The following is a 19,862-nucleotide window of genomic DNA, read 5'->3' as shown; positions in this document are numbered from 1 at the left end:
CATGGCGCGTACGTTAGCGGCACGCGGCGGCGGCCGCGCGCGCCGACCCGAAGCGGCGCCGTCCGGCGCGAAGCGCGTGCGGCGCTTCGCCTCGCGCGCGCGCACTTCGCATCGGCGGCCGGGCGGGCGCGGCGCGCTGCTACCTTGCGCTCCATACGCCATTTCCTCAACGACATGCGCCGCTCGCGCGGCGACACGGAGCGCACACCATGGACGAATCCCGGCCGACCTATCTGCGATGCAACCAAGCGGCGCTGAACGAACTGATCGACGCCGCGAGCCTCGCGCTCGGCGGCGCGCTCGACGGCCCGGCCGCCGATCCCTACGACATCGGCCTGCTGATCGACGCGCTGCGCGTGCTCGCGCCGCAACTGCCCGCCGCCGACATGTTCGACGGCATGCTGCACGTCGCGCTCGGCAACTTCGACGACGCGGTGCGCGTGTTCGCGGAGATCGCGAACGGCACGACGAACACGATCTACGGCAAGGCGCTGCTCGCGTTCGCGCTGCAACTGAAGCGCGATCCGGAATGGCGGATCGCCGCCGACGAGGTGCTCGCGGCCGGCAGCCCCGCGCAGGCGGTCGCGCTCGTGCGCGCGCTCGAGCGGCAGCACGACGTGATGCTCGCGAAGGAACACGCGGATCGCACGGGTGTCTGGGAGCTTCCCGAATCGGCCGCGGCGGCCAACGGCGACACGCCCGATGCGCCGCCCGCGAACCCGGCGGGCGGCTTCGATGCGCAGGCCGCGTTCGCGCATCAGCAATATCTGCGTCTTTGACGAGGAGGCCCGCATGAATGCCCCGCTTTCCCCGGTCGACCTGACCCGCGCGCTCGACGTCGCGTTCTCCGACGCGGCGGCGGCGCCAGCCGGCGCGACCGCCGCGCCGACGCCCGACGTCCCGGCCGACGTCGCCAGCCGTTTCCAGGCGCTGATGTCGAACGCGACGCCGACGCCGCCCGTCGCGCATTCGCGCGAAGCAAGCGCCGTGTCGAAGCTCGTCGAGACGTCGGACGCCGCGATCAAGCAGGTGCTCGACAACTCCGCCTACCTGAGCCAGCACGCGGACGAACTGTCGATGAACCAGATGTTCGCGGCGTCGATCCAGGCGTCGGCCGAAGCGACCGCGATGCAGATCGACCTGCAGGCAAAGATGGGCGTCGTCACGTCGACGAAGGACGCGATCGGCTCCCTGATGAAGAACCAGTGACCATGGAACGACTCCCTTCCCCGATCGCCGCCGGCGGCCGCCGCCGCGCGGCCCGGCTTGCCGCGCTGCTCGCGTGCGCGGCGCTCGTCGCCGGCTGCCAGCAGGAGCTGTACGGCGGCCTCGCCGAGCGCGACTGCAACGAGATGATGGCCGCGCTGCTGCAGAACGGTGTCGACGCGCAGAAGAAGACGCCCGACGGAGGCAAGACGTGGACCCTCGCCGTCGACGACAAGCAGATTGTCAAGGCGATGGAAGTGCTGCGCGCGCGCGGGCTGCCCGCGACGCGCTACGACGATCTCGGCGCGCTGTTCAAGAAGGACGGCCTCGTGTCGACGCCAACCGAGGAGCGCGTGCGGTTCATCTACGGCGTGTCGCAGGAGCTGTCGGACACGCTGTCGAAAATCGACGGGGTCGTCGTCGCGCGCGTGCACATCGTGCTGCCGAACAACGATCCGCTCGCACAGGTCGCGAAGCCGTCGTCGGCGTCGGTGTTCATCAAGTACCGGCCGAACGCGAATCTCGCGACGCTGACGCCGCAGATCAAGAACCTCGTCGTCCATAGCGTCGAAGGGCTGACGTACGACGAAGTGAGCGTCACGTCGGTCGCCGCCAATCCGGTCGATCTCGTGTCGGCCGCGCAGCCGAGCGCGCAGAAGTCCGGCGGTGCGACGCTCGTCGGCCTGCTGATCGCCCTCCTCGTGTGCGTCGTGCTCGCGGCCGCGGGCGGTGTGCTGTGGTGGCGCGCGCGCAAGCACGGCGGCGCGGGCGCGAGCGGGCTGGCCGCGCGACTGCGCGGCGGCAACGACGCGCAGGCCGCGGCCGCGCCTCAACAGGCCGGTGCGCAATGAGCGGCGGTGCGCCGATCGCGAGCGTCACGGCGCGGGCCGCGTGGCTCGCCGGCTACGACGCGAACGCGCGACGCGCGGCCGACTGGGTTCACGCGAGCTGGCACGGCACGCTCGCGCCGCTCGTCGCGACGACGCGCGCGCATGCGCCCGCGCTGCGCGCCGCGTGCTCGCTGCTGCTGTTGCGCACGCTTGGGGCGACGTCGCCGTCGCTCGACGGTTTCGATGCGCGTGCTGACCGGCTCGCCGCGCTGCCGGTCGCCGACACGCTGCGGCTGCTGCGCGTGCGTGCGCTGCTGTGCCGGCGCACCGAGCTGCGCCACTGGATCGACCGTGCGAGCCGCGAGCGGCTCGCCGGCTGGGTCGGCGCCGACGGCTGCAACGCGCTCGCGGCGTTGCCCGACGCGCCGCGCGCGCGCGATCTCGATCGCCGCGAGCCGGTCGCGCCGCTCGCGCAACTGTCCGGCGACGACATCGCGTGGGAAGGCTGGTGCCTGTTCGAACGCGAACGGGCCTGGGCGCCGGCGGGGCCGATGCGCATCGTGCGCCACGCGTTGCCGCGCGACACCGCGCGCCCGCCGTGGATCGAACGCGCGGCGGCGGACGCGGACGGCGCGACGCTGCTTGCGCGCCTGCCGTCGCTGTTTCCGGAGTGGTCATGGCTTTTTGGCTGAAAAACCGGCAGATTCCGCTCACCGACGATCTCTGCTTCGACGCGCCGCATGGTGTGCTGCGGCGCGACGCGTTCGAGACGGTTCAGGCGCTCGACGCCGCGCTCGACGCGCTCGCGGCCGAACGCGACGCGGTGCTGCACGCGGCCCGCGACGAAGCCGAACGGATCGGCGCCGACGCGCGTGCGCAGGCCGGCGCGCTCGTCGAAGCCGCGCGGCGCGAGCACGACGGCGCATATGCGCGCGGCTACGACGCGGGCCGCGCGCAGGCGATCGCCGACTGGCACGCGCAGGCGGCCGACTCGTTCGAGCAGGAGCGGCGCGTGCGCGACAAAATGCGCGAACGGCTCGCGGAGCTCGTCGCCGCGGCCGTCCAGCAGATGGTGCGCGCGGAGGACGCGCGCGGTCTGTTCGCGCGCGCGGCGGAAACGGTCGAGCGCGTCGTCGCCGACGCAAGCTATCTGACGGTGCGCGTGTGCGACGCCGATTACGACGCCGCGCGCGAGCAGTTCGGACTGCTTGCCGACGCGTGGTGCCGGCAAGGTCGCAATGTGCCGGTCGAGGTCGTCGTCGAGCCGCGCGTCGCGCGCGGCACCTGCGTGTGCGAATCCGACTTCGGCACCGTCGACGCGAGCCTCGACACGCAACTGAACGCGATCCGCGCGGCGCTCGGCCGCGCACTCGACGACGCGAGCCGCCCATGAACGCACTGACCGATTTGTCCCGCGTCGCCGACGCGATGGCCGCGCGGCTTGCGATCGAGCCTGCCGTCGGCATGACGGGCAAGGTGCTCGAGGTGATCGGCACGCTCGTGCGCGTCGTCGGCCTCGAAGCGACGCTCGGCGAGCTGTGCGAGCTGCGCAGCGCGTCGGGCGCGCTGCTCCAGCATGCGGAAGTCGTCGGCTTCACGCGCAACGTCGCGCTGCTGTCGCCGTTCGGCACGCTCGGCGAGATCAATCGCGGCACGCGCGTGATCGGCTTGCGGCGGCCGCTGTCGGTGAAGGTCGGCGACGGCATCCTCGGCCGCGTGATCGACAGCTTCGGCGAGCCGATCGACGGGCGCGGCCCGCTCGACTACGACGCGCTGCGCCCCGTGCTCGCGCCGCCGCCGAACCCGATGTCGCGGCGGATGGTGGACGCTTCGCTCGCGACCGGCGTGCGGATCGTCGACGGCCTGATCACGCTCGGCGAAGGCCAGCGGATGGGGATCTTCGCGCCGGCCGGCGTCGGCAAGAGCACGCTGCTCGGGATGTTCGCGCGCGGCGCGTCGTGCGACATCAACGTGATCGCGCTGATCGGCGAGCGCGGCCGCGAAGTGCGCGAGTTCGTCGAGCTGATCATGGGCGAGGACGGCATGGCACGCTCGGTGGTCGTGTGCGCGACGTCCGACCGCTCGTCGATCGAGCGCGCGAAGGCCGCGTACGCGGCGACCGCGATCGCCGAGTATTTCCGCGACCAGGGCAAGCGCGTGCTGCTGATGATGGATTCGCTGACGCGCTTCGCGCGCGCCGGGCGCGAGATCGGCCTCGCGGCCGGCGAGCCGCCCGCGCGGCGCGGCTTCCCGCCTTCCGTGTTCGCCGAGCTGCCGCGCCTGCTCGAGCGCACCGGGATGGGCGAGCAAGGCTCGATCACCGCGCTCTACACGGTGCTCGCCGAAGACGATTCCGGCAGCGACCCGATCGCCGAGGAAGTGCGCGGGATTCTCGACGGCCACATCATCCTGTCGCGCGAGATCGCCGCGCGCAACCAGTATCCGGCGATCGACGTGCTCGGCAGCCTGTCGCGGATCATGCCGCAGATCGCGACGCGCGAGCACGTCGGCGCGGCCGGCCGGCTGCGCCAGTTGCTCGCGAAGCACCGCGAGATCGAAACGCTGCTGCAGCTCGGCGAATACCAGGCGGGCAGCGACGCGGCAGCCGACGAAGCGGTCGCGAAGATCGACCGGATCCGCACGTTCCTCAACCAGCGCACCGACGAGTACGCGCCGCCCGACGCGACACTCGCCGCACTGCACGCGCTCGTCCAATGAGGAACCCGAAACAGCGCGCCTTCGAGACGCTGCTTGCGCGGCGCGAACAGCGCGGCGCGAAGCTGCGTACCGAGCAGGCCGCGCAGCGCGCCGAACGCGACGCGGCGGCGGCCGAGTTCGCGCAGGGCGAAGCGCACGCGCACGCGAAGCTCGATGCGGCGAATCGCTATGCGGCGCGCGTCGACGCGATGGCGGCCGGCCATGCGGCGTTTGCGATCGGCGATTACGCGGCGTGTCGCCGCTATCGCGACGTGCTGCTCGACGAACACACGCTCGCGAGCGCGCAGTGCGCTCGCCTGCATGCGGCGCTGCAGGCCAAGATCGAGCAGCTCGCCGCGACCGCACGCCGGATCGCGCGCAACGACGCGCAGATCGACGTCGTGCGCGAGCGGATCCGGCGGCTCGCGTGCGCGGCCGAGGCAGCCGCCGAAGACGTACAGGACGATGAGATCGAGGAAGGCGTGCTCGCACGCCGGCTCGCGGCCGTACGGGCCTCGACCTGAATCCTGTTCCCGCCAACGACGGCCGGCCCCGCGAATGCATTCTCGACATCGCGGGAACGTGCCCTGGACATGCGCATGACGACCTACGACATCTTTCCGCTGCAGCACCTGGGCGACGAATTCATCGGCTTCATCGTGCTGCTCGCGCTGTCGAGCGAGCGGCTTCTCGTGATCATGACGATCCTGCCCGCGACCGCCGACAACGTGCTGAAAGGCCCGCTGCGCAGCGGCGCGGCCGCGATCTGGTGCCTGTTCGTCGCATGTGGGCAGCAGGCACTCATCCCGCAGCTCCGCGGCGCGTTCCTCGTGATCGCTTGCGCGAAGGAAGCCGTGATCGGGCTCGTGCTCGGCATCGCGGCCTCCACCGTGTTCTGGGCCGCCGAGGCGATCGGCACCTACGTCGACGATGTCGCCGGCTTCAACAACGTGCAGATGCAGAACCCGAGCTCGGGCACTCAGACGTCGCTGATGGCGACGCTGCTCGGGCAACTGACGATCGCGTCGTTCTGGATGCTGGGCGGCATGACGTTCCTGCTCGGCGCGCTGTACGAATCGTATGCGTGGTGGCCGCTCGGGTCGTTCAACCCGGTTCCCGCGCCACTGCTCGAAATGTTCGCGCAGGCGCGGCTCGACATGCTGATGAACATGGTCGCGCGGATCGCGACACCGATGATGGCGATGCTGCTGCTCGTCGACCTGGGCCTCGCGTTCGTCTCGCGCTCGGCGCAGAAGCTCGATCTGATGTCGGTCAGCCAGCCGCTCAAGGGCGCGATCGCGGTGCTGATCGTCGCGGTGCTGGCGGGGAGTTTCGTGAGCGAGATGCGCGGGCAGATTTCGCTGGCGGGGCTCGCGCAGCAGGTGAAGCAACTGGCCGGCCGATAGGCGGGGCAACTGCGTTCGCACGGCGAGCGCCATCGGGACAGCGGACGTTCGGGGCGGTTCCACGCGGGCATTCATGCGAAGGATGCATCGACGTCGTGGAAGAAGCGCGCGCTGCGCGACGCGATCGACCCGCGCCGACCGGATTCCGATCCACGCACTCGACGTTTCGCTTTCGCGCCGCTCGCTTCGCGTATCCGGCCGACACGCCCGCCGCGACGCGCATCATCCCTCCATCGATCGGCAGTTACCGTCATGCGGTTCCGACGGCGGAGCGGCCCGTCGATTTCGCCGTCGAGCGCCACGGCGCCCGACGCACTTTCCTCCTCTTGATCGAAGGTACCGACCATGACAAAAATCACCGGCGGCAGCACCGCGCCTCTAGACAATCACGCCACGACCACTTCGTCGAGCGACGATTCGCAGTCGACCCGGCGTTCGAGCGATCGACCGACGGGCGGCGCGACGCTGAGCGGACTGAACAATCTGTCGACGCCGCATACACGCCGCAACGACGTAACGAACCAGGCGGCCAGCCATATGGAGAAACCGGGCGCGACGTACTATTCGGCGGCCGTGTTTGGGGTCAGCTCGGTGCTGCAGCACGGCCAGCTCGGCATCACGGAAGGCTCGCACAACAGCGTGGTGGGCAATCTCGACCGCATCTCGCAAGGCAAGCAGACGCATACGGACGCGCACATGAGGGAAAGCAAGTCGTTCGGCAAAGACGCGGTCGAGCATTTTCAACGCGGAGAGTATCGCGACGCCGCGGTCACCGCGGCCGGTTCGGCGATCAACGCCGTGGCTTCGATGACCGTCGGGCCCGCGCGTGATTTCGAGACGGCCCGGCAACATCCGGATCCGAAAATCTCCGCGGCCGCGTCGGCGAGCCTGCATCAGGACTTCGCGACGCTGCCTTCTCCGACGCACGAATGACGCATTCGATGCGTCACGCGGCGCGCCGCCTCGCCCCCCCGTCCCGCGGGGGCGAGGCGCTGGAACGGTCGTTGTAGCAGGAGGCGACCATTCCAATTATTGAACTGGCAAGCGGATATTTAAGAATGGTTTTGACGACAAAAATATTCGCAATATCTGAATTTGTTATATTTATCAATTCAATTCCAGAACATGCCGAACGCCGCGTCGGTATTCATTCCGCGACTCGCACCAGTCACTCGAGCCTCGCACGAATGACGGTCATGCCAACCGTACCGGCGATCCCCGGCGCACCTGTCAATTCTCCCAGCTTGGCGTTCCGCATTCCGTTTCCTACTTGAAACAAAACATTCGTTAATACAATTGCGAAAACCTATATGGGCACAACCTGGGACCCCGGCGCCAGGATCCCTGATTCCCCATCCAAACCGACCCAAGGCTCCGCTGCTCCCGAGAGCGCAGGCCTTTCGCGCGGGGCAATCCGCTTCGTGAAGCGACGCTCGTTTCGCCTCGGTGAACTTCGCGATGCTTTATTCACTGCTTCGGCAACCATGCTCGACCGGAGTCAACAAATCCCGAGATAATTAACCGGAGTCGATTAATTTAATCAAATTAAGATGTTTGATGGCATCGATTTCAATCAATAACTAGAGCCATTCATCAATATGAATGTTTACTTTCCAATCTTACTTCCGTTAAGCTTGCGGCAAGAATTTTTCGGCACCCATTGCAACGATCCAAGAATCAAGAATCTCGATTGATCTGCATTAAATCGATTGATTATTGTTTATTTTGAAATTGAAATGAGACGGAATGAATCTATAAAAACCGGCAAGCCATCATGTGATTGACCGGGCTCTCCGTGCGTCGCTCGGCGACATGTGCCTGCCGCCTCGACCGCATCTCTTTGGCATCGCGATTCAGGCTGTGCGGGACGGGCCCGATCATATGGCCCGGCCGGCGCCGCACTGCTATTGCGGACTTCGAACTCACACTCTTGCGAGCGCTGACGATGGACGACTTTTGCCGCGCGAACTTGCCCCCTGCCGAGGATTGGCCGACGTTTGTCTTTGAGTTGCCGGGGCTGCAGTTTCCGCCGTTTCTCAATTGCGCCGCCGCGCTGCTGGATACCGCAGTCGAAGAACGGGGCTGGGGCGATCGCGTTGCGATCAGGACCGAGTCGGGCATCGCATGGTCGTATCGCGAATTGCGCGATGCCGGCAACCGGATCGCCAACATGCTGGTCCGCGATGCGGGCCTGGTGGCCGGCAATCGGGTGCTGTTGCACGGCGCCAATCACCCGATGCTTGCCGCCGCGTGGTTCGGCGTGGTCAAGGCCGGTGGCGTGGCCGTCGCGACGATGCCGAAGCTGCGCGCGGAAGAACTGTCGGCCATCATCGGGCGAGCCCGGGTCACGCACGTCATCTGCGAAGCCGGGCTGTCGACCGAGCTCGACGCGGCGATGGCGAGCATGCAGTGGCGCGGCGAAGTTCGGCGCTACGAGACGGACGACACGCATCCGCACGCGCGCTGGCTCGGCGGCTATTCAGCGGAATTCGCGGCCGCCGAAACGCGCGCGGACGATCCTTGCCTCATCGCGTTCACGTCGGGGACGACCGGGGAACCGAAGGCAACCGTCCATTTTCATCGAGACGTGATGGCAGCCTGCCACTGCTTTCCGCAGCACGTGCTCCGGCCCACGTCCGATGACGTCTTCTGCGGGTCGCCGCCGCTCGCGTTCACGTTCGGCCTCGGCGCGCTGCTGCTGTTTCCGATCAGCGTCGGCGCGAGCGTCGTGCTGTTGCCGAAAGCGAACCCGGAACGGCTGCTGGCCGCCGTCGACCGGCATCGGGTCAGCATCCTGTTTACGGCACCGGCGGCCTATCGGTCCATGCTCGACCATCTCGACAGGCATGACATGTCGTCCCTGCGCAAATGCGTGTCGGCGGGTGAGGCGCTCCCGTCGTGGACGCGCGACGCATGGCGGGAGCGCACCGGCCTGCACCTGATCGACGGAATCGGGTCGACCGAGATGCTGCATATCTTCGCGTCGACAGGCGACACCGGCGCGAAGGACGGCGCGATCGGCAAGGCGGTGCCCGGTTACCGCCTTGCCGTCGTGGACGAGCATGGCCAATGCCTGCCGCCCTACGAAATCGGCTATCTGGCCGTGCAGGGGCCGACCGGGTGCCGCTACCTGAATGACGCGCGGCAACGCGACTACGTCAAGCATGGCTGGAACCTGACGGGCGACAGCGCCTACCTGGACGAGGACGGCTATCTGTTCTATCAGGCGCGCGCAGACGACATGATCATCAGCTCCGGCTACACGGTGTCTCCCGGCGAAGTGGAGCAGGTGCTGCTGCGCCATCCCGATATCGCCGAATGCGGCGTCGTCGGACAGATCGACGAATGGGGCGGCACGCTCATCTGCGCGCATGTGGTGCTGCGGCCGGGCGTCGACGGCTCGGAGGCGTTGACGACGCAGCTGCAGCAGCACGTCAAGAGCGTGATTGCGCCGTACAAATGTCCGCATCGTATTGCCTATCACGCCGGCAGCCTGCCGCGCAACGAATCGGGCAAATTGCGTCGCGCCGTGCTCCGGCAGGCGGGTCATGGCGCGACGCGTCCCGTAAATCAAGCAGTCCAGAACGAGCACGCCCTATGAAAATTCTCGGAGCCGCGGTGGCCATTCCGGACCCAGCGACCACCGCGCAATCCTGCGCCAACGATTACGCGATCAAGGCAGCCAGGCAGGCGCTGCTGCAAGCCGGTTGCCTGCCGTCGGAACTGGATCTGATCGTCAGCCTGTCGATTTCTCCCAGCCGGATGGCGGACGCACCGACGATCGCCGGGCCGCGGCTGGCGCACCCGGTGCAGCGCGACCTGCGTGCGCGACATGCGGCCGTGTTCGATCTGCTCGACGCAGACTGGGCGCTCGCACTCGATCTCGCGCAAAGCCATTGCAAACAGCTCGGCTATCGACGCGCGCTCGTCGTTCGCGCGGAGGCGCTCGCGGATGTCGAACAGGTGACCACGAGCGGCTTCGCCGACGGCGCGGGGGCGATCGTCCTGACGCCTTCCGGCCATGACCGCGTGTATGCCGGCCGCTACGCGGACCTCGAGTCGCCCCCGTTCGCGACGCTCGACGCGCTTCCCGCCCGGCGCGTGAACGGCATCCTGTCACTGGCCCGCTTCGAGAGCCGGTTCGATCACGCAACCGGTCGATTCGACGCCGAACCGGCCAATGCTGCCACCGCGGTGCGCGCGATGGTCGACGCGGTGCAGAGCCGCATCGACCGGCGCCCCGCCGCGCTGTTTTGTGAATCGTGGTTGAGCGGATGGCCATCGATCGCCACCGGCGTGGGTCGCGATTTTCACGTCGATGTCGTCGCCGGTTCGACGGACATCCCGAACCCGTTCCAGTTGCCCGCGTGGCTCGCGTCCCGCGTCGCAAATTCAATGTCGTTGCGTGACGATGAACATACGGTGGTCGCCATGACGCTGGATCCGTTCAGGCCGCGCATCGCCTGCAGCACGATGGAGGTCTGATGGTGCACAACGTCCGAATCGCAAGTCTGGCCTGCCGCCTGCCGGCCCGCCGGGTACCCAACGACGATCCCGTCTTCGCGGGCGTCGAGCCCATTCCGTCGGAATGGTGGCAATTCTGGGGCATCGAATCGCGCTACATGATCGATCCCGATGCCGGCGAATCCGAGCTTGCGCTGGCCGAGCGCACGGCCCGCGACGCACTCGCCCGTGCCGGCGTGGAGGCCGCCGAACTCGATCTGGTGCTGTTCAACATGACGTCGCCGTTCGTCTCGCTCGCCGACGGCCGGCGCCGTTTCGCGCCGCGGCTGGCGCGTGCGCTGCGCGACAGGCTCGGCGCCACGCGTGCGCTCGACGCCGATGTCGAGATGGAGTGCGCGAGCTTCGTGCTGCAACTGCAGATCGCCACCAACCTCATCAAGCAGGGACGGGTGAAGCGGGCCCTGGTGTGCTCGTCGGAGCGCATGTCGGCAGTGGTCGACTACACCAGTAAATCGTCGACGAACTTCGGCGATGGCGCGGCCGCGGCCGTGCTCGTCGCCGAGCCGGCCGATCCCGACGGCGCCGATTGGCTGGACGCCGCGTATCACAGCGATGCAACCCGCTACGACCTCGTGACGATGCAGTGGCGCGACGCGCGGGCTGCGGCAGACGACGACGCGGCAGCCGGCGCCGACAACCCGTTCGGCGTGTATTTCACGCTCAAGCCCGAAGCGCAGGAGGCGATTTCGCGTTTCATGCCGGTGGCCATTCCCGATATCGTCGAGCGGCTGTTGCACCGGAGCGGAACGGGCATCGCCGACATCGATGCGATGGTGTTCCATCAGCCGTCGGCGCTGCTCGTGCGCGCATGGGCGCAGCGGCTCGGGCTCAAGCCCGACCAATACGTGATTCGCGTCGCCGATTGTGCGTGCCTCGTGTCGGCCGCCGTGCCGTTTGCGCTGGCCGAGTCGATCCGGGAAGGCGTGATCCGGCCGGGATCGTTGGTCGTGATTGCCGGCGCAGGCGCCGGCTGGGGCTTCGGCGCGCAATTGTGGCGCTGGGGCGAAACCGTCGTGACCGATGCGGGCGATGCCGTCGCCGCCGTGACGGAGCAGGAGGTGCGGACATGACCGCCAGACTCGTCATCGCCGGGATGGGCCACGCACTGCCGGACCGGATCGTCGGCAACGACGAAGTCGCCGGCATGATCGACACCAGCGACGCGTTCATTCGCGAACGAACCGGCGTCGTGGCGCGACGCTATCTTGCCCCCGATCAGCATCTGGCGGATCTTGCGTGCCCCGCCGCGGAACGGGCGATGGCCGACGCCGGCGTCACGGCGCGCGACGTCGATCTGCTGATCGTCAATACGCTGTCGCCGGATCATCACGATCCGTCGCAAGCGTGCTACATCCAGCCCCGGCTCGGATTGCGGGAGATTCCGTGCTTCGATATCCGCGCGCAATGCAGCGGCGGGCTCTACGGGATCGAGATCGCGCGCCACTTCCTCGCGAGCGGCCTGTATCGCAACGTGCTGCTGATCTGCGCCGAGGCCCTGTCGCGGCGGATCGACTCCAGCAATGCCGGCCGCAATCTGTCGATCCTGCTGAGCGACGGCGCCGCCGCGCTGCTGCTGCAAGCGACGGACCACCCGGCGCACGGGCTGATCGACCTGACGCTCGGCGCCGACGGCACCCAGTTCGACCTGCTCAGCACGGAAGCGCCCGGCGCGCGACGCCCGCGCTTCATCGACGAAGACGACATCGCGGCCGGCCGGCACCATTTCCGGATGAAAGGCAGGCCGATGTTCGAAGACGCCACGCGGCGCATCGTCGACGCGTGCCGGCAGATGCTCGACAAGCACCGGCTGACGATTGGGGATATCGGCCTGGTCGTGCCGCACCAGCCGAACCTGCGCATCCTCGACGCGGTCATCGGGCAACTCGGGCTGCCCCGCGAGCGGTGCATGATTTCCGTCGATCAGCTGGGCAACATGGCGAGCGCGGCGTTTCCGGTCGCGCTCGCCATCGCACGCGAGCAAGGCCGCATGCCGGCCGGGCAGATCAACCTCCTCGTGACCTACGGCGCGGGCGCGACATGGGCCTGTGCGCTCTACCGGAGCTGAACGACATGCTGAACGCTTCCCCGGGGTGGATCGATCAGCGGCTGGCCCTCGTCGGCACGGCTGACGTGCCGCTGTACGTGATCGTCAACGACGAGGCCGCGACGCTGATCGAGGGCGGCCTGAGCGGCATGACGGAGCTCGTGTGGCAGCAGCTTCACGACCTGCTGCGGGACTTCGGCGGCATCCGGCATTTGCGCTATTGGCTGATCACCCACTCGCACTATGACCATTGCAGCCTGCTGATGACGCTCAAGTCGCGCATGCCGTGGCTCCATGTATCCGGTTCTCCCGATGCGTTCGATGCGTTCCAGAGCCCGTCGGCCTGCAGAACCATCCGTCAGCTCGACGCGCAGGCGTCACGGTCGTGGGATCCCTCCGTCGGCGTCGATTTCACCGAGCTGTCCGACCTGCCGTTCTACCCGGTCAATCCGGGCACGCAGCTCGACATCGGCGACGGGATGCAGATTCGCACGATCGCGCTGCCGGGCCACAGCCGTTGCCAGTTCGGCTACTACTGCCCGCAGCTGGACATCGGTTTCGTGTCGGATGCGCTCGGCGAGTTTCACGGCGCCACCAGCTGGCTGCCGCTGGTCTTTCAGGACCTGTTTGCCTATCGGCACTCGCTGGACGTCATCGAGCAACTGCAGGCGCCGCGGCTCGCATTGGGGCATCACGGCATCCTCACCGGCGAGCTCGCCCGATCGGCCGTGCGGCATGCACGTGCATGCCTCGATGCGCGCGAGGCCAACGCGCGCGCGGTTCGCGGCAACGCCACCGCCACGCACGAACTGGCCCACCACTGGACTGCGCGTTATGCGGCAAGGAGCGAACGGGTGGTGCCGCATTTCCTGCATCTCAAAAGCATGATGCACATGATCGATCTGTTCCATCGCGCCGAATAGCCTCCTGCGGATTCCCGCCGCAGCAACGCATGGGCGCCGGCCGGCGTCAGGCCGCTGCTCGCTGTTTTCATTCCTCTTCCGACGACATCATGACCACTGCGACCTTGCCGACCACGCTTAGCGAATTGCTTCAGAACCGGGCCGCCACACTCGGCGACAAAACCGCCTACGTGTTCCTGAGCGGCCCGCCCGAACAGGAACAGGCCGAATCGATGACCTTCGCGGAGCTCGACACGCGCGCCCGCCGCGTCGCCGCGCTGCTGCGGCAGAACGCGGTCGACATCGGCGACCGGGTCCTGCTGCTGTGCCGGCCGGGGCTCGACTATGTCAGTGCCTTCATGGGGTGCCTGTATGCGGGCGCCATCGCGGTTCCCGCCTACCCGCCGCGCAACAGGCAGCATATGGTGCGGATCGCCGGCATCGTCGAGAGCGCGGGCGCGAACACGATTCTGTGTTCGGCCGAGGACCATGCGCGCTGCACGACCTGGCTCGCCGATACCGATGCATCCGGCAGCACGCTGCTCGACGTCGGGGGCGCGCAGGCGCTGGATCCCGTGCATTCGCCCGCCAGCGTGCAGCCATCCCGGATCGCCTTTCTGCAATACACGTCGGGGACCACCGGTAGCCCCAAGGGCGTGATGGTGTCGCACGGCAACCTGATGCACAACCTGGAAATGATCGGCAAATGGCTGGCCTGTGACGAGCGGAGCACGATCGTCAGCTGGCTACCTCCATATCACGACATGGGGTTGATCGGTGTGATCCTGACGTCGCTCTATGGCGGTTTCCGCAGTGTTCTGATGGCCCCGGAGCGGTTCATTCAGCATCCGTTCCTGTGGCTGCGAGCCATCAGCCAGTATCGGGCGGATCTGACGGGCGCGCCGGATTTCGCATACCGGATGTGCTGCCGGCGAATCTCCGACGAACAGCTGGCGACGCTCGACCTGTCGTGCCTGCGGGCCGCCTATAACGGCGCCGAGTCGGTGCGTGCCAGCACCTTGTCGGATTTTGCGCGGCGCTTCGCCGCCGCGGGCTTCGCCGCCGACGGTTTCCTGCCGTGCTACGGGCTGGCGGAGGGGACGCTGTACGTCGCCGGCCGCACGAAGCAGCATCCGATCCGGACGCTGTGCGTCGACCAGGCCGCCCTCCAGCGGCAATCCGTGGTGCCGCGCAGCGAGTTCCTGGGCGTGTCGCCGCAGCCGCTGGATCGTCCGGGCGAACGGGTCCTGGTCAGCGTGGGCCGCACCGACGGCGAACAACAGGTGATCGTGCGCGACCTGGAGACGAACGAGCGTTGCGCCGATCGGACCATCGGCGAAATCTGCGTGGCCGGCCCGAGCGTCGCCGCCGGCTACTGGCATCTGGACGAGCAGACGCATTCGACCTTCCAGCACAGTCTGGCGGGCCATCGGGATCAGGTGTTCATGCGCACCGGCGATCTCGGCTTCATTCTGGGCGACGAGCTTTACGTCACCGGCCGGCTCAAGGACATGGTGATCCTGGCCGGCCGCAACTACTACTCGGAAGACATCGAGTACGCGCTGATCGTCGGCGTGGCGGAACTCGTGCCGAACGGTTGCGCAGCCTTCATGGACGACCAGGTCGACGCGGAGCGCCTGATCGTCGTGGCGGAAGTCGAGCGCTCGCAGCGCAAGGGCAATCTCGACAGCTTCATCGACGCGATTCGCCAGGCGATCTGGAACCGCCTCGACATCGGCCCGAGCGCGATCGTGTTGGTGTCGCCCGGCAGCGTGCCGAAAACGTCGAGTGGCAAGGTGCGCCGCAGCACGTGCCGCACGCAGCTGCGCGACGGCGCACTGACGATCCTTGCGCAGTGGGACGTCGACGCCGGCACGCAAACGCCGGCTGCCGATCGCCGGCAACCCGCGCGCCCGGCAGCCGGCATCGACAAGCCGGCGGCCAACGATCGTCGGCGCGATGACAGCGCCACCGTCGACGAACTGAACGACTGGCTCAGGCACTACGCCCGCACGCGGATCGATTCGCGAGCCATCGACGAGCGTCGCACCATTCCGCCGCACGTCGTGCTCGATTTCGGGAACCGGGGCCTGCTCGGCATGCCGATCGACCGTTCGTACGGCGGCCTCGGCCTCGGCCAGCGCGACATGTCGCGCGTGTTTGCGCAGTTGGCTGCGATCGATTCGACCCTTGCTTTCTTTGTCGCCTTGAACAACACGCTCGGGATCCTGCCGATCATGCAGCATGCGCAGCCGCCATTGCGCGAGGAATTGCTGCCGAGCCTCGCGAGCGGCCGGATGCTCGCCGCATTCGCGATCACGGAGCCGGCCGCGGGCTCGCATGTGCGCGCGATCGCCACCCGCGCGCAGCGCATCGAGTCCGGCGACTGGCTGGTCACGGGGAACAAGAGCTGGAGCGGCTCATCCGCATGGGCGGGGATCATCAACGTGTTCGCGAGGCAGGCCGACGGCACGGGGATGGTCGGATTGGCGGTGCGCCCCGGCACGCCAGGCGTGCGGATCGGCGCCGAAGAGCTGACGATGGGCGTGCGCGGCATGATCCAGAATGCGCTGCATCTGGATCGCGCGCGGATCAGCGACGCGTACCGGCTCGGCGACATCGGGCAAGGGATGTTCGTGGCGCAGCACGCGATGAACATTGCGCGCCTCGGCATCGCTGCCGTCTGCGTGGGCGGAATGAAACGCTGTGCGCAGCTGATGCATCGCTACGGGGCGCGGCGCCAGGTCGGGACCGGGCTCCTGCTGGACAATCCGCTGAGCCGCCTGCGCCTGGGCGAGCTGCGGCACCGCATCGATGGGCTCAACGCGCTGGTCGAGCACTTGTCCGCCGAGCTGGACCTCGGCGTCGCGCTGCCTGAAGATTGCCTGCTGATTTCGAAGATTCTCGGCTCCGAGCTGCTGTCGCAATCCGCTGACGAGATGATGCAGTTCCTGGGCGGCCGGGGTTATATCGAGACCAACCTGGCGCCGCAGATCTTCCGGGACGCGCGCCTGACCCGCATCTTCGAGGGGCCGACCGAAACGCTGCTGGTTCACCTGGGCAGCCGTCTGCTCAACGGAAGCGACGATTTGCCGCGCTATCTGGAGAGTGCGCTGAGCGCCGGCACGCTGGCCATGGAGCTGCGCCAGCTGGGCGCACAGCTGTCGCAAGACGGGCTCGCCAATGCGTCAAGACTCGACGGCGCCGCGCACGCCGCCGTCTGGGTCAATTACTGGCTCGGCACGGTCGCGCAATGGGGACTGCTGCTGGCGGTGATCGAACGCGCGGCTGCGCAGCAGCGCATCGACGACGGCGCGCTGCGCTGGGCGCAGAGCCAGTACGAACTCGCGATCGAGGCGGCGCAGCGGCAGGTCGGCCTGCGCTCTGCCCTGTCCACGTCGGCGGAATTGAACGACTGGGCAGCGCGCACCGGGTTCGAGATCGGCTCGATCGAACAAACGATCCCGGGCGCAAGCCAACTCGTCGATCCGTTGCTGGACGCCAATGCCGACGCGCATTCGGTCTCCCGCGCGCCCGACGCGCCAGCCGGCGAAGACCCCGGTTCGGCGGCGGCCCCGATCGTGAGCGAGCCGGCGAGCCTGATCGATCGCCAGCAGGTTCATGCCGTCGAACAATGGCTCATCGCGTGGCTGGGTGAGCGCCTCAAGCACCGCAAGGTTCGATTGACACGCGAGTCGACGTTCGCCGAGATCGGCTTCGACTCGATCCTCGCCGTCGAAATGACGCTCGTATTCAGCGAGACGTTCGGCGTGACCGTCGATCCGTCCGCGGTCTGGGACTACCCGTCCATTCGCGCGCTGGCCGCCCATCTCGCGCCGCGGACTCGCGGCGCCGCGCCGGCGGTTGCCGTAGCGCACGCCGATTCGGATGCACCTTCACCCATTGCAGCTCAATCTTCGACCCTGTGAGACCGTCCAACATGCACGCCCGATTCGACCTGAGTGATTCCACCACCGCGCTGGCCCGGCAGCTCGAACACTATCTCGACGCATATCCCGACGAAACGCGCACATTGCTCGGCCTGTCGGCCGGTACCTCGATCGGCGTCGAGGTGCTCGACATGGAGCTGCCGGTCAAGCTCGAGCAACACACGCATGCGGCCACGCTGCGCATCGGCCGGCACGATGCGCAGCGCGTGATGGCCTATACGCGCAGTTGCAACTGGGCAAGCGGCATCGTGCTGATGCCGACGCTGGCGCGCCTGGTGTTTGCCGGCGCATTCCGCGGCCTGCGGGCCGGAGCGCCCCGCTCGATGCGCGCGTTCGCGAAGTCCCGCCAACCCGACCCGACCCGTAACCTGGGGGTGCTGTGGGGCGCCCTCAACCTGTTGAGCCTGGCCGGCTGGCTGACCCTCGATCGCGGCGACGAAGACGCCGAATATGCGCTCACCCCGGCCGGTGAATATGTCGTCGCGTGCGTCGAGCGCGCCCGGCCGCTGTTCGAGCAACTGGCGGATGCCACGTCGGTGCTCCAGCATCTGCATGCACTATGTCATCGAACGCGCGTGGCGGCCAAAGACAGCGTGCTGTATGCGCAGCTCGCGCGGATCTGCGTGGCGGGTTGGCCGGAGCTTCCGCCCCCGGCCACCGATCTGGAGCGCCAGGTGAATGGACAGCTACGCACGGCGATGGACGGCCTGCTGCTCGGCCCGACCTGGGTCGCGCTCGATATGCCGGTGTTCGACAGACAGCCGGATGGCCAGTACTCGCAGTCGGCGCCCGGAATCCTCGGCAAGTTCGACGAGCAGCCCGGCGGGGTTGCGGTCGGCGCCTGGCCGCATGCTGATCCTGTCGTCCTGCGCGCGGCATGGGCGCTGATGTGCAAGTTCGGCATGGCGGAAATCGATCGGGAAAAGGTGCGCCTCACCGAGTCGGGCCGGATTCACCGGCCGATTGCCGCCCCATACGCGGGGTTGCCCGCATCCTATCTGCGTTCGTATGCGCTGCTCGACGAACTCCTGTTCGGCAACCCCGATCCGCTCGATATCGATAGCGACGGCCACATCGATCGCGTGATGAACGTGTATGCGTCGAGCGGCGCGGGGTCGGGGCCGGCGTCGCAGGAAATCACGACGAAAATCCTGCGCGAGCTGTTCGACGACACGCCGCTGGATCGCCAGCCGGCCGGCATCGCCGACATGGGCTGCGGCGACGGCAGCGCAGTGAAGCGCCTGGCGGAATACGTCATTACGTCGACGCGGCGCGGCCGACACCTCGCGACCTATCCTCTGCTCGTGATCGGCGCGGACTACAACGAATCCGCGCGCGGTCGCGCCGCCGCCACGCTGTCTGTGCTGAAGGACATCCCCGGTGTGCAGGTACGCGTGATCGCCGCCGACGTTTCCCAGCCCGACCGCTACGACGAAGCCGTGGCCGAAAGCGGCCTGACCGTCAGGCAGCCGGACGGCAGCGTGCGCCCGGCGCGGCTGAGCGACCTGTTGCATACTTTCATGTTCCTGGTCCACAACCGCCGGTTGAGCATCCGGCGCAAGGACGCCGCCGAAGCGATCCTCGAGCGCCATCTCCGCACCGTCGATCGAGCCCGCCTGCGCGCGGTTGTCGACCAGCACTATGCAGGCATCCTGACGGTATCGGATCAGGCCGGGTTGCCGATCGCGCTCGATCAGATCAAGCGTGCGTTCAAGGTGGCGTACAGCGATGCGGAAGGCCTTGTGCCCGGTTACGTGGCGGCTGCGGACCTCATCGATTTCCTGACCCGCTGGAAGCGCCACGCGAAGCACGGCTTTCTCATCGTGGAAGGACATAGCCCGTGGGCGGAGAATCTTTGCGCGCGTGCGCCGGGCGGGCCGGACACGTGGTTGCGCACCGAGCAGCTTCCGTCGGTGTTCAACTGGGGCATGCATTTCGTGTCGCGTCAGTTCATGGCGCCGTTCAACGAATTCACGCTCGCGTTGACCCTGGCCGGCCTGCGCCCCGACAGCCCGATTTATGGGCGGATTCATCCGGAGGGGTTCCCGGCGCCGGATCTGCTGAGCAACTATCGATTCTTCAGTATCGCAAACTATGTTGCCGATCCGGTCGTAACGTCGTGTCCGTGACTGCTGATCCCAAGTCACAGGTGGGTCGGCCGCGATTCGCGACATTTCGCCGAGTGCCCCTAACAGGCTGTTGAAAAACGCCTCGTCTTGATCACGAGGTCGCTGCGCAAAAGGATTTCGTATGCGATTGGCTGCTGAGTTGGCGACGGATCGTCGAAGCTGGACCGCTCGCGA

16 protein-coding genes and 1 pseudogene are annotated in these 19,862 nt (G+C 67.5%); 16 read left to right on the top strand and 1 reads right to left on the bottom strand.

All coding sequences use genetic code 11. The features are described 5' to 3' along the window. Nucleotides 1-209: 209 nt before the first annotated feature. From ACNQQL_RS31880 to sctT, 8 genes and pseudogenes are all read left to right on the top strand, one after another. Entirely contained in the window at nucleotides 210-779 is a 570-nt protein-coding gene (locus tag ACNQQL_RS31880) for an HrpB1 family type III secretion system apparatus protein (RefSeq protein WP_072436862.1), read from the top strand. Nucleotides 780-792: 13 nt separating this feature from the next. Next, nucleotides 793-1,209: a type III secretion protein HrpB2 gene (locus ACNQQL_RS31875; protein WP_072436863.1), complete on the top strand. Its 417-nt coding sequence runs from the start codon at nucleotides 793-795 to the stop codon at nucleotides 1,207-1,209. A 2-nt stretch (nucleotides 1,210-1,211) separates the two neighbouring features. Further along, a complete protein-coding gene (sctJ, locus tag ACNQQL_RS31870) occupies nucleotides 1,212-2,057 on the top strand; it encodes a type III secretion system inner membrane ring lipoprotein SctJ (RefSeq protein ID WP_347068234.1) in 846 nt (281 codons plus the stop codon). After that, nucleotides 2,054-2,728 carry a type III secretion protein HrpB4 gene (locus ACNQQL_RS31865; protein ID WP_347068233.1) on the top strand — a complete coding sequence of 225 codons (675 nt, stop codon included), beginning with the start codon at nucleotides 2,054-2,056 and terminating at the stop codon, nucleotides 2,726-2,728. Before sctJ ends, ACNQQL_RS31865 begins: the two co-directional genes overlap by 4 nt. Then, on the top strand, nucleotides 2,713-3,429 hold the full coding sequence (sctL, locus tag ACNQQL_RS31860; protein ID WP_347068232.1) for a type III secretion system stator protein SctL: 717 nt from the start codon (nucleotides 2,713-2,715) through the stop codon (nucleotides 3,427-3,429). The genes ACNQQL_RS31865 and sctL overlap by 16 nt, the downstream gene beginning before the upstream one ends. Then, on the top strand, nucleotides 3,426-4,754 hold the full coding sequence (gene sctN / locus ACNQQL_RS31855) for a type III secretion system ATPase SctN (RefSeq protein ID WP_347068230.1): 1,329 nt from the start codon (nucleotides 3,426-3,428) through the stop codon (nucleotides 4,752-4,754). The genes sctL and sctN overlap by 4 nt, the downstream gene beginning before the upstream one ends. Then, complete coding sequence (locus ACNQQL_RS31850; protein WP_347068228.1) at nucleotides 4,751-5,257, top strand: type III secretion protein HrpB7; 507 nt, start codon at nucleotides 4,751-4,753, stop codon at nucleotides 5,255-5,257. Before sctN ends, ACNQQL_RS31850 begins: the two co-directional genes overlap by 4 nt. A 75-nt stretch (nucleotides 5,258-5,332) precedes the next feature. Continuing rightward, nucleotides 5,333-6,130, top strand: a pseudogene (gene sctT / locus ACNQQL_RS31845) (type III secretion system export apparatus subunit SctT); the annotation flags it as partial. Nucleotides 6,131-6,210: 80 nt separating this feature from the next. On the opposite strand, the gene ACNQQL_RS31840 reads toward sctT, so the two are convergent. After that, complete coding sequence (locus ACNQQL_RS31840) at nucleotides 6,211-6,486, bottom strand: hypothetical protein (RefSeq protein ID WP_347068227.1); 276 nt, start codon at nucleotides 6,484-6,486, stop codon at nucleotides 6,211-6,213. On the opposite strand from ACNQQL_RS31840, the gene ACNQQL_RS31835 reads away from it, so the two are divergent. The 8 genes from ACNQQL_RS31835 to ACNQQL_RS31800 all read left to right on the top strand — a co-directional run bounded on the left by ACNQQL_RS31835 (nucleotide 6,485) and on the right by ACNQQL_RS31800 (nucleotide 19,688). Further along, on the top strand, nucleotides 6,485-7,072 hold the full coding sequence (locus ACNQQL_RS31835) for a hypothetical protein (protein WP_347068226.1): 588 nt from the start codon (nucleotides 6,485-6,487) through the stop codon (nucleotides 7,070-7,072). The two genes, ACNQQL_RS31840 and ACNQQL_RS31835, sit on opposite strands and share 2 nt — an antisense overlap. A 1,012-nt stretch (nucleotides 7,073-8,084) precedes the next feature. Then, nucleotides 8,085-9,740, top strand: coding sequence for an AMP-binding protein (locus tag ACNQQL_RS31830; RefSeq protein WP_347068224.1), 1,656 nt, complete (start codon nucleotides 8,085-8,087; stop codon nucleotides 9,738-9,740). Next, nucleotides 9,737-10,624: a hypothetical protein gene (locus ACNQQL_RS31825; RefSeq protein ID WP_204422956.1), complete on the top strand. Its 888-nt coding sequence runs from the start codon at nucleotides 9,737-9,739 to the stop codon at nucleotides 10,622-10,624. Before ACNQQL_RS31830 ends, ACNQQL_RS31825 begins: the two co-directional genes overlap by 4 nt. After that, entirely contained in the window at nucleotides 10,624-11,733 is a 1,110-nt protein-coding gene (locus ACNQQL_RS31820) for a 3-oxoacyl-ACP synthase III family protein (protein WP_347068222.1), read from the top strand. Before ACNQQL_RS31825 ends, ACNQQL_RS31820 begins: the two co-directional genes overlap by 1 nt. Continuing rightward, nucleotides 11,730-12,728 (top strand): ketoacyl-ACP synthase III, encoded by a 999-nt coding sequence (locus ACNQQL_RS31815; RefSeq protein ID WP_204422958.1) that lies wholly within the window; start codon nucleotides 11,730-11,732, stop codon nucleotides 12,726-12,728. The genes ACNQQL_RS31820 and ACNQQL_RS31815 overlap by 4 nt, the downstream gene beginning before the upstream one ends. A 5-nt stretch (nucleotides 12,729-12,733) precedes the next feature. Further along, complete coding sequence (locus tag ACNQQL_RS31810; RefSeq protein WP_347068220.1) at nucleotides 12,734-13,630, top strand: MBL fold metallo-hydrolase; 897 nt, start codon at nucleotides 12,734-12,736, stop codon at nucleotides 13,628-13,630. Between the two features lie 89 nt (nucleotides 13,631-13,719). Beyond that, complete coding sequence (locus tag ACNQQL_RS31805; protein ID WP_347068259.1) at nucleotides 13,720-17,538, top strand: AMP-binding protein; 3,819 nt, start codon at nucleotides 13,720-13,722, stop codon at nucleotides 17,536-17,538. 11 nt (nucleotides 17,539-17,549) lie between these two features. Beyond that, complete coding sequence (locus ACNQQL_RS31800; RefSeq protein ID WP_347068218.1) at nucleotides 17,550-19,688, top strand: hypothetical protein; 2,139 nt, start codon at nucleotides 17,550-17,552, stop codon at nucleotides 19,686-19,688. The last annotated feature ends 174 nt before the right edge of the window (nucleotides 19,689-19,862 follow it).

Source organism: Burkholderia sp. LFS061, assembly GCF_047978125.1.
In the GTDB taxonomy this organism is placed as follows: domain Bacteria; phylum Pseudomonadota; class Gammaproteobacteria; order Burkholderiales; family Burkholderiaceae; genus Burkholderia; species Burkholderia pyrrocinia_C.
Note: the sequence above shows the minus strand (reverse complement) of the source record. Positions and strands in the feature narration are given on the sequence as shown.

What these genes read in the sequence shown, in the direction of transcription:
- ACNQQL_RS31880 (WP_072436862.1), top strand. Translation starts at nt 210, where the DNA reads ATGGACGAATCCCGGCCGACCTATCTGCGATGCAACCAAGCGGCGCTG.
- ACNQQL_RS31875 (WP_072436863.1), top strand. Translation starts at nt 793, where the DNA reads ATGAATGCCCCGCTTTCCCCGGTCGACCTGACCCGCGCGCTCGACGTC.
- sctJ (WP_347068234.1), top strand. Translation starts at nt 1,212, where the DNA reads ATGGAACGACTCCCTTCCCCGATCGCCGCCGGCGGCCGCCGCCGCGCG.
- ACNQQL_RS31865 (WP_347068233.1), top strand. Translation starts at nt 2,054, where the DNA reads ATGAGCGGCGGTGCGCCGATCGCGAGCGTCACGGCGCGGGCCGCGTGG.
- sctL (WP_347068232.1), top strand. Translation starts at nt 2,713, where the DNA reads ATGGCTTTTTGGCTGAAAAACCGGCAGATTCCGCTCACCGACGATCTC.
- sctN (WP_347068230.1), top strand. Translation starts at nt 3,426, where the DNA reads ATGAACGCACTGACCGATTTGTCCCGCGTCGCCGACGCGATGGCCGCG.
- ACNQQL_RS31850 (WP_347068228.1), top strand. Translation starts at nt 4,751, where the DNA reads ATGAGGAACCCGAAACAGCGCGCCTTCGAGACGCTGCTTGCGCGGCGC.
- ACNQQL_RS31835 (WP_347068226.1), top strand. Translation starts at nt 6,485, where the DNA reads ATGACAAAAATCACCGGCGGCAGCACCGCGCCTCTAGACAATCACGCC.
- ACNQQL_RS31840 (WP_347068227.1), bottom strand. Translation starts at nt 6,486, where the DNA reads ATGGTCGGTACCTTCGATCAAGAGGAGGAAAGTGCGTCGGGCGCCGTG.
- ACNQQL_RS31830 (WP_347068224.1), top strand. Translation starts at nt 8,085, where the DNA reads ATGGACGACTTTTGCCGCGCGAACTTGCCCCCTGCCGAGGATTGGCCG.
- ACNQQL_RS31825 (WP_204422956.1), top strand. Translation starts at nt 9,737, where the DNA reads ATGAAAATTCTCGGAGCCGCGGTGGCCATTCCGGACCCAGCGACCACC.
- ACNQQL_RS31820 (WP_347068222.1), top strand. Translation starts at nt 10,624, where the DNA reads ATGGTGCACAACGTCCGAATCGCAAGTCTGGCCTGCCGCCTGCCGGCC.
- ACNQQL_RS31815 (WP_204422958.1), top strand. Translation starts at nt 11,730, where the DNA reads ATGACCGCCAGACTCGTCATCGCCGGGATGGGCCACGCACTGCCGGAC.
- ACNQQL_RS31810 (WP_347068220.1), top strand. Translation starts at nt 12,734, where the DNA reads ATGCTGAACGCTTCCCCGGGGTGGATCGATCAGCGGCTGGCCCTCGTC.
- ACNQQL_RS31805 (WP_347068259.1), top strand. Translation starts at nt 13,720, where the DNA reads ATGACCACTGCGACCTTGCCGACCACGCTTAGCGAATTGCTTCAGAAC.
- ACNQQL_RS31800 (WP_347068218.1), top strand. Translation starts at nt 17,550, where the DNA reads ATGCACGCCCGATTCGACCTGAGTGATTCCACCACCGCGCTGGCCCGG.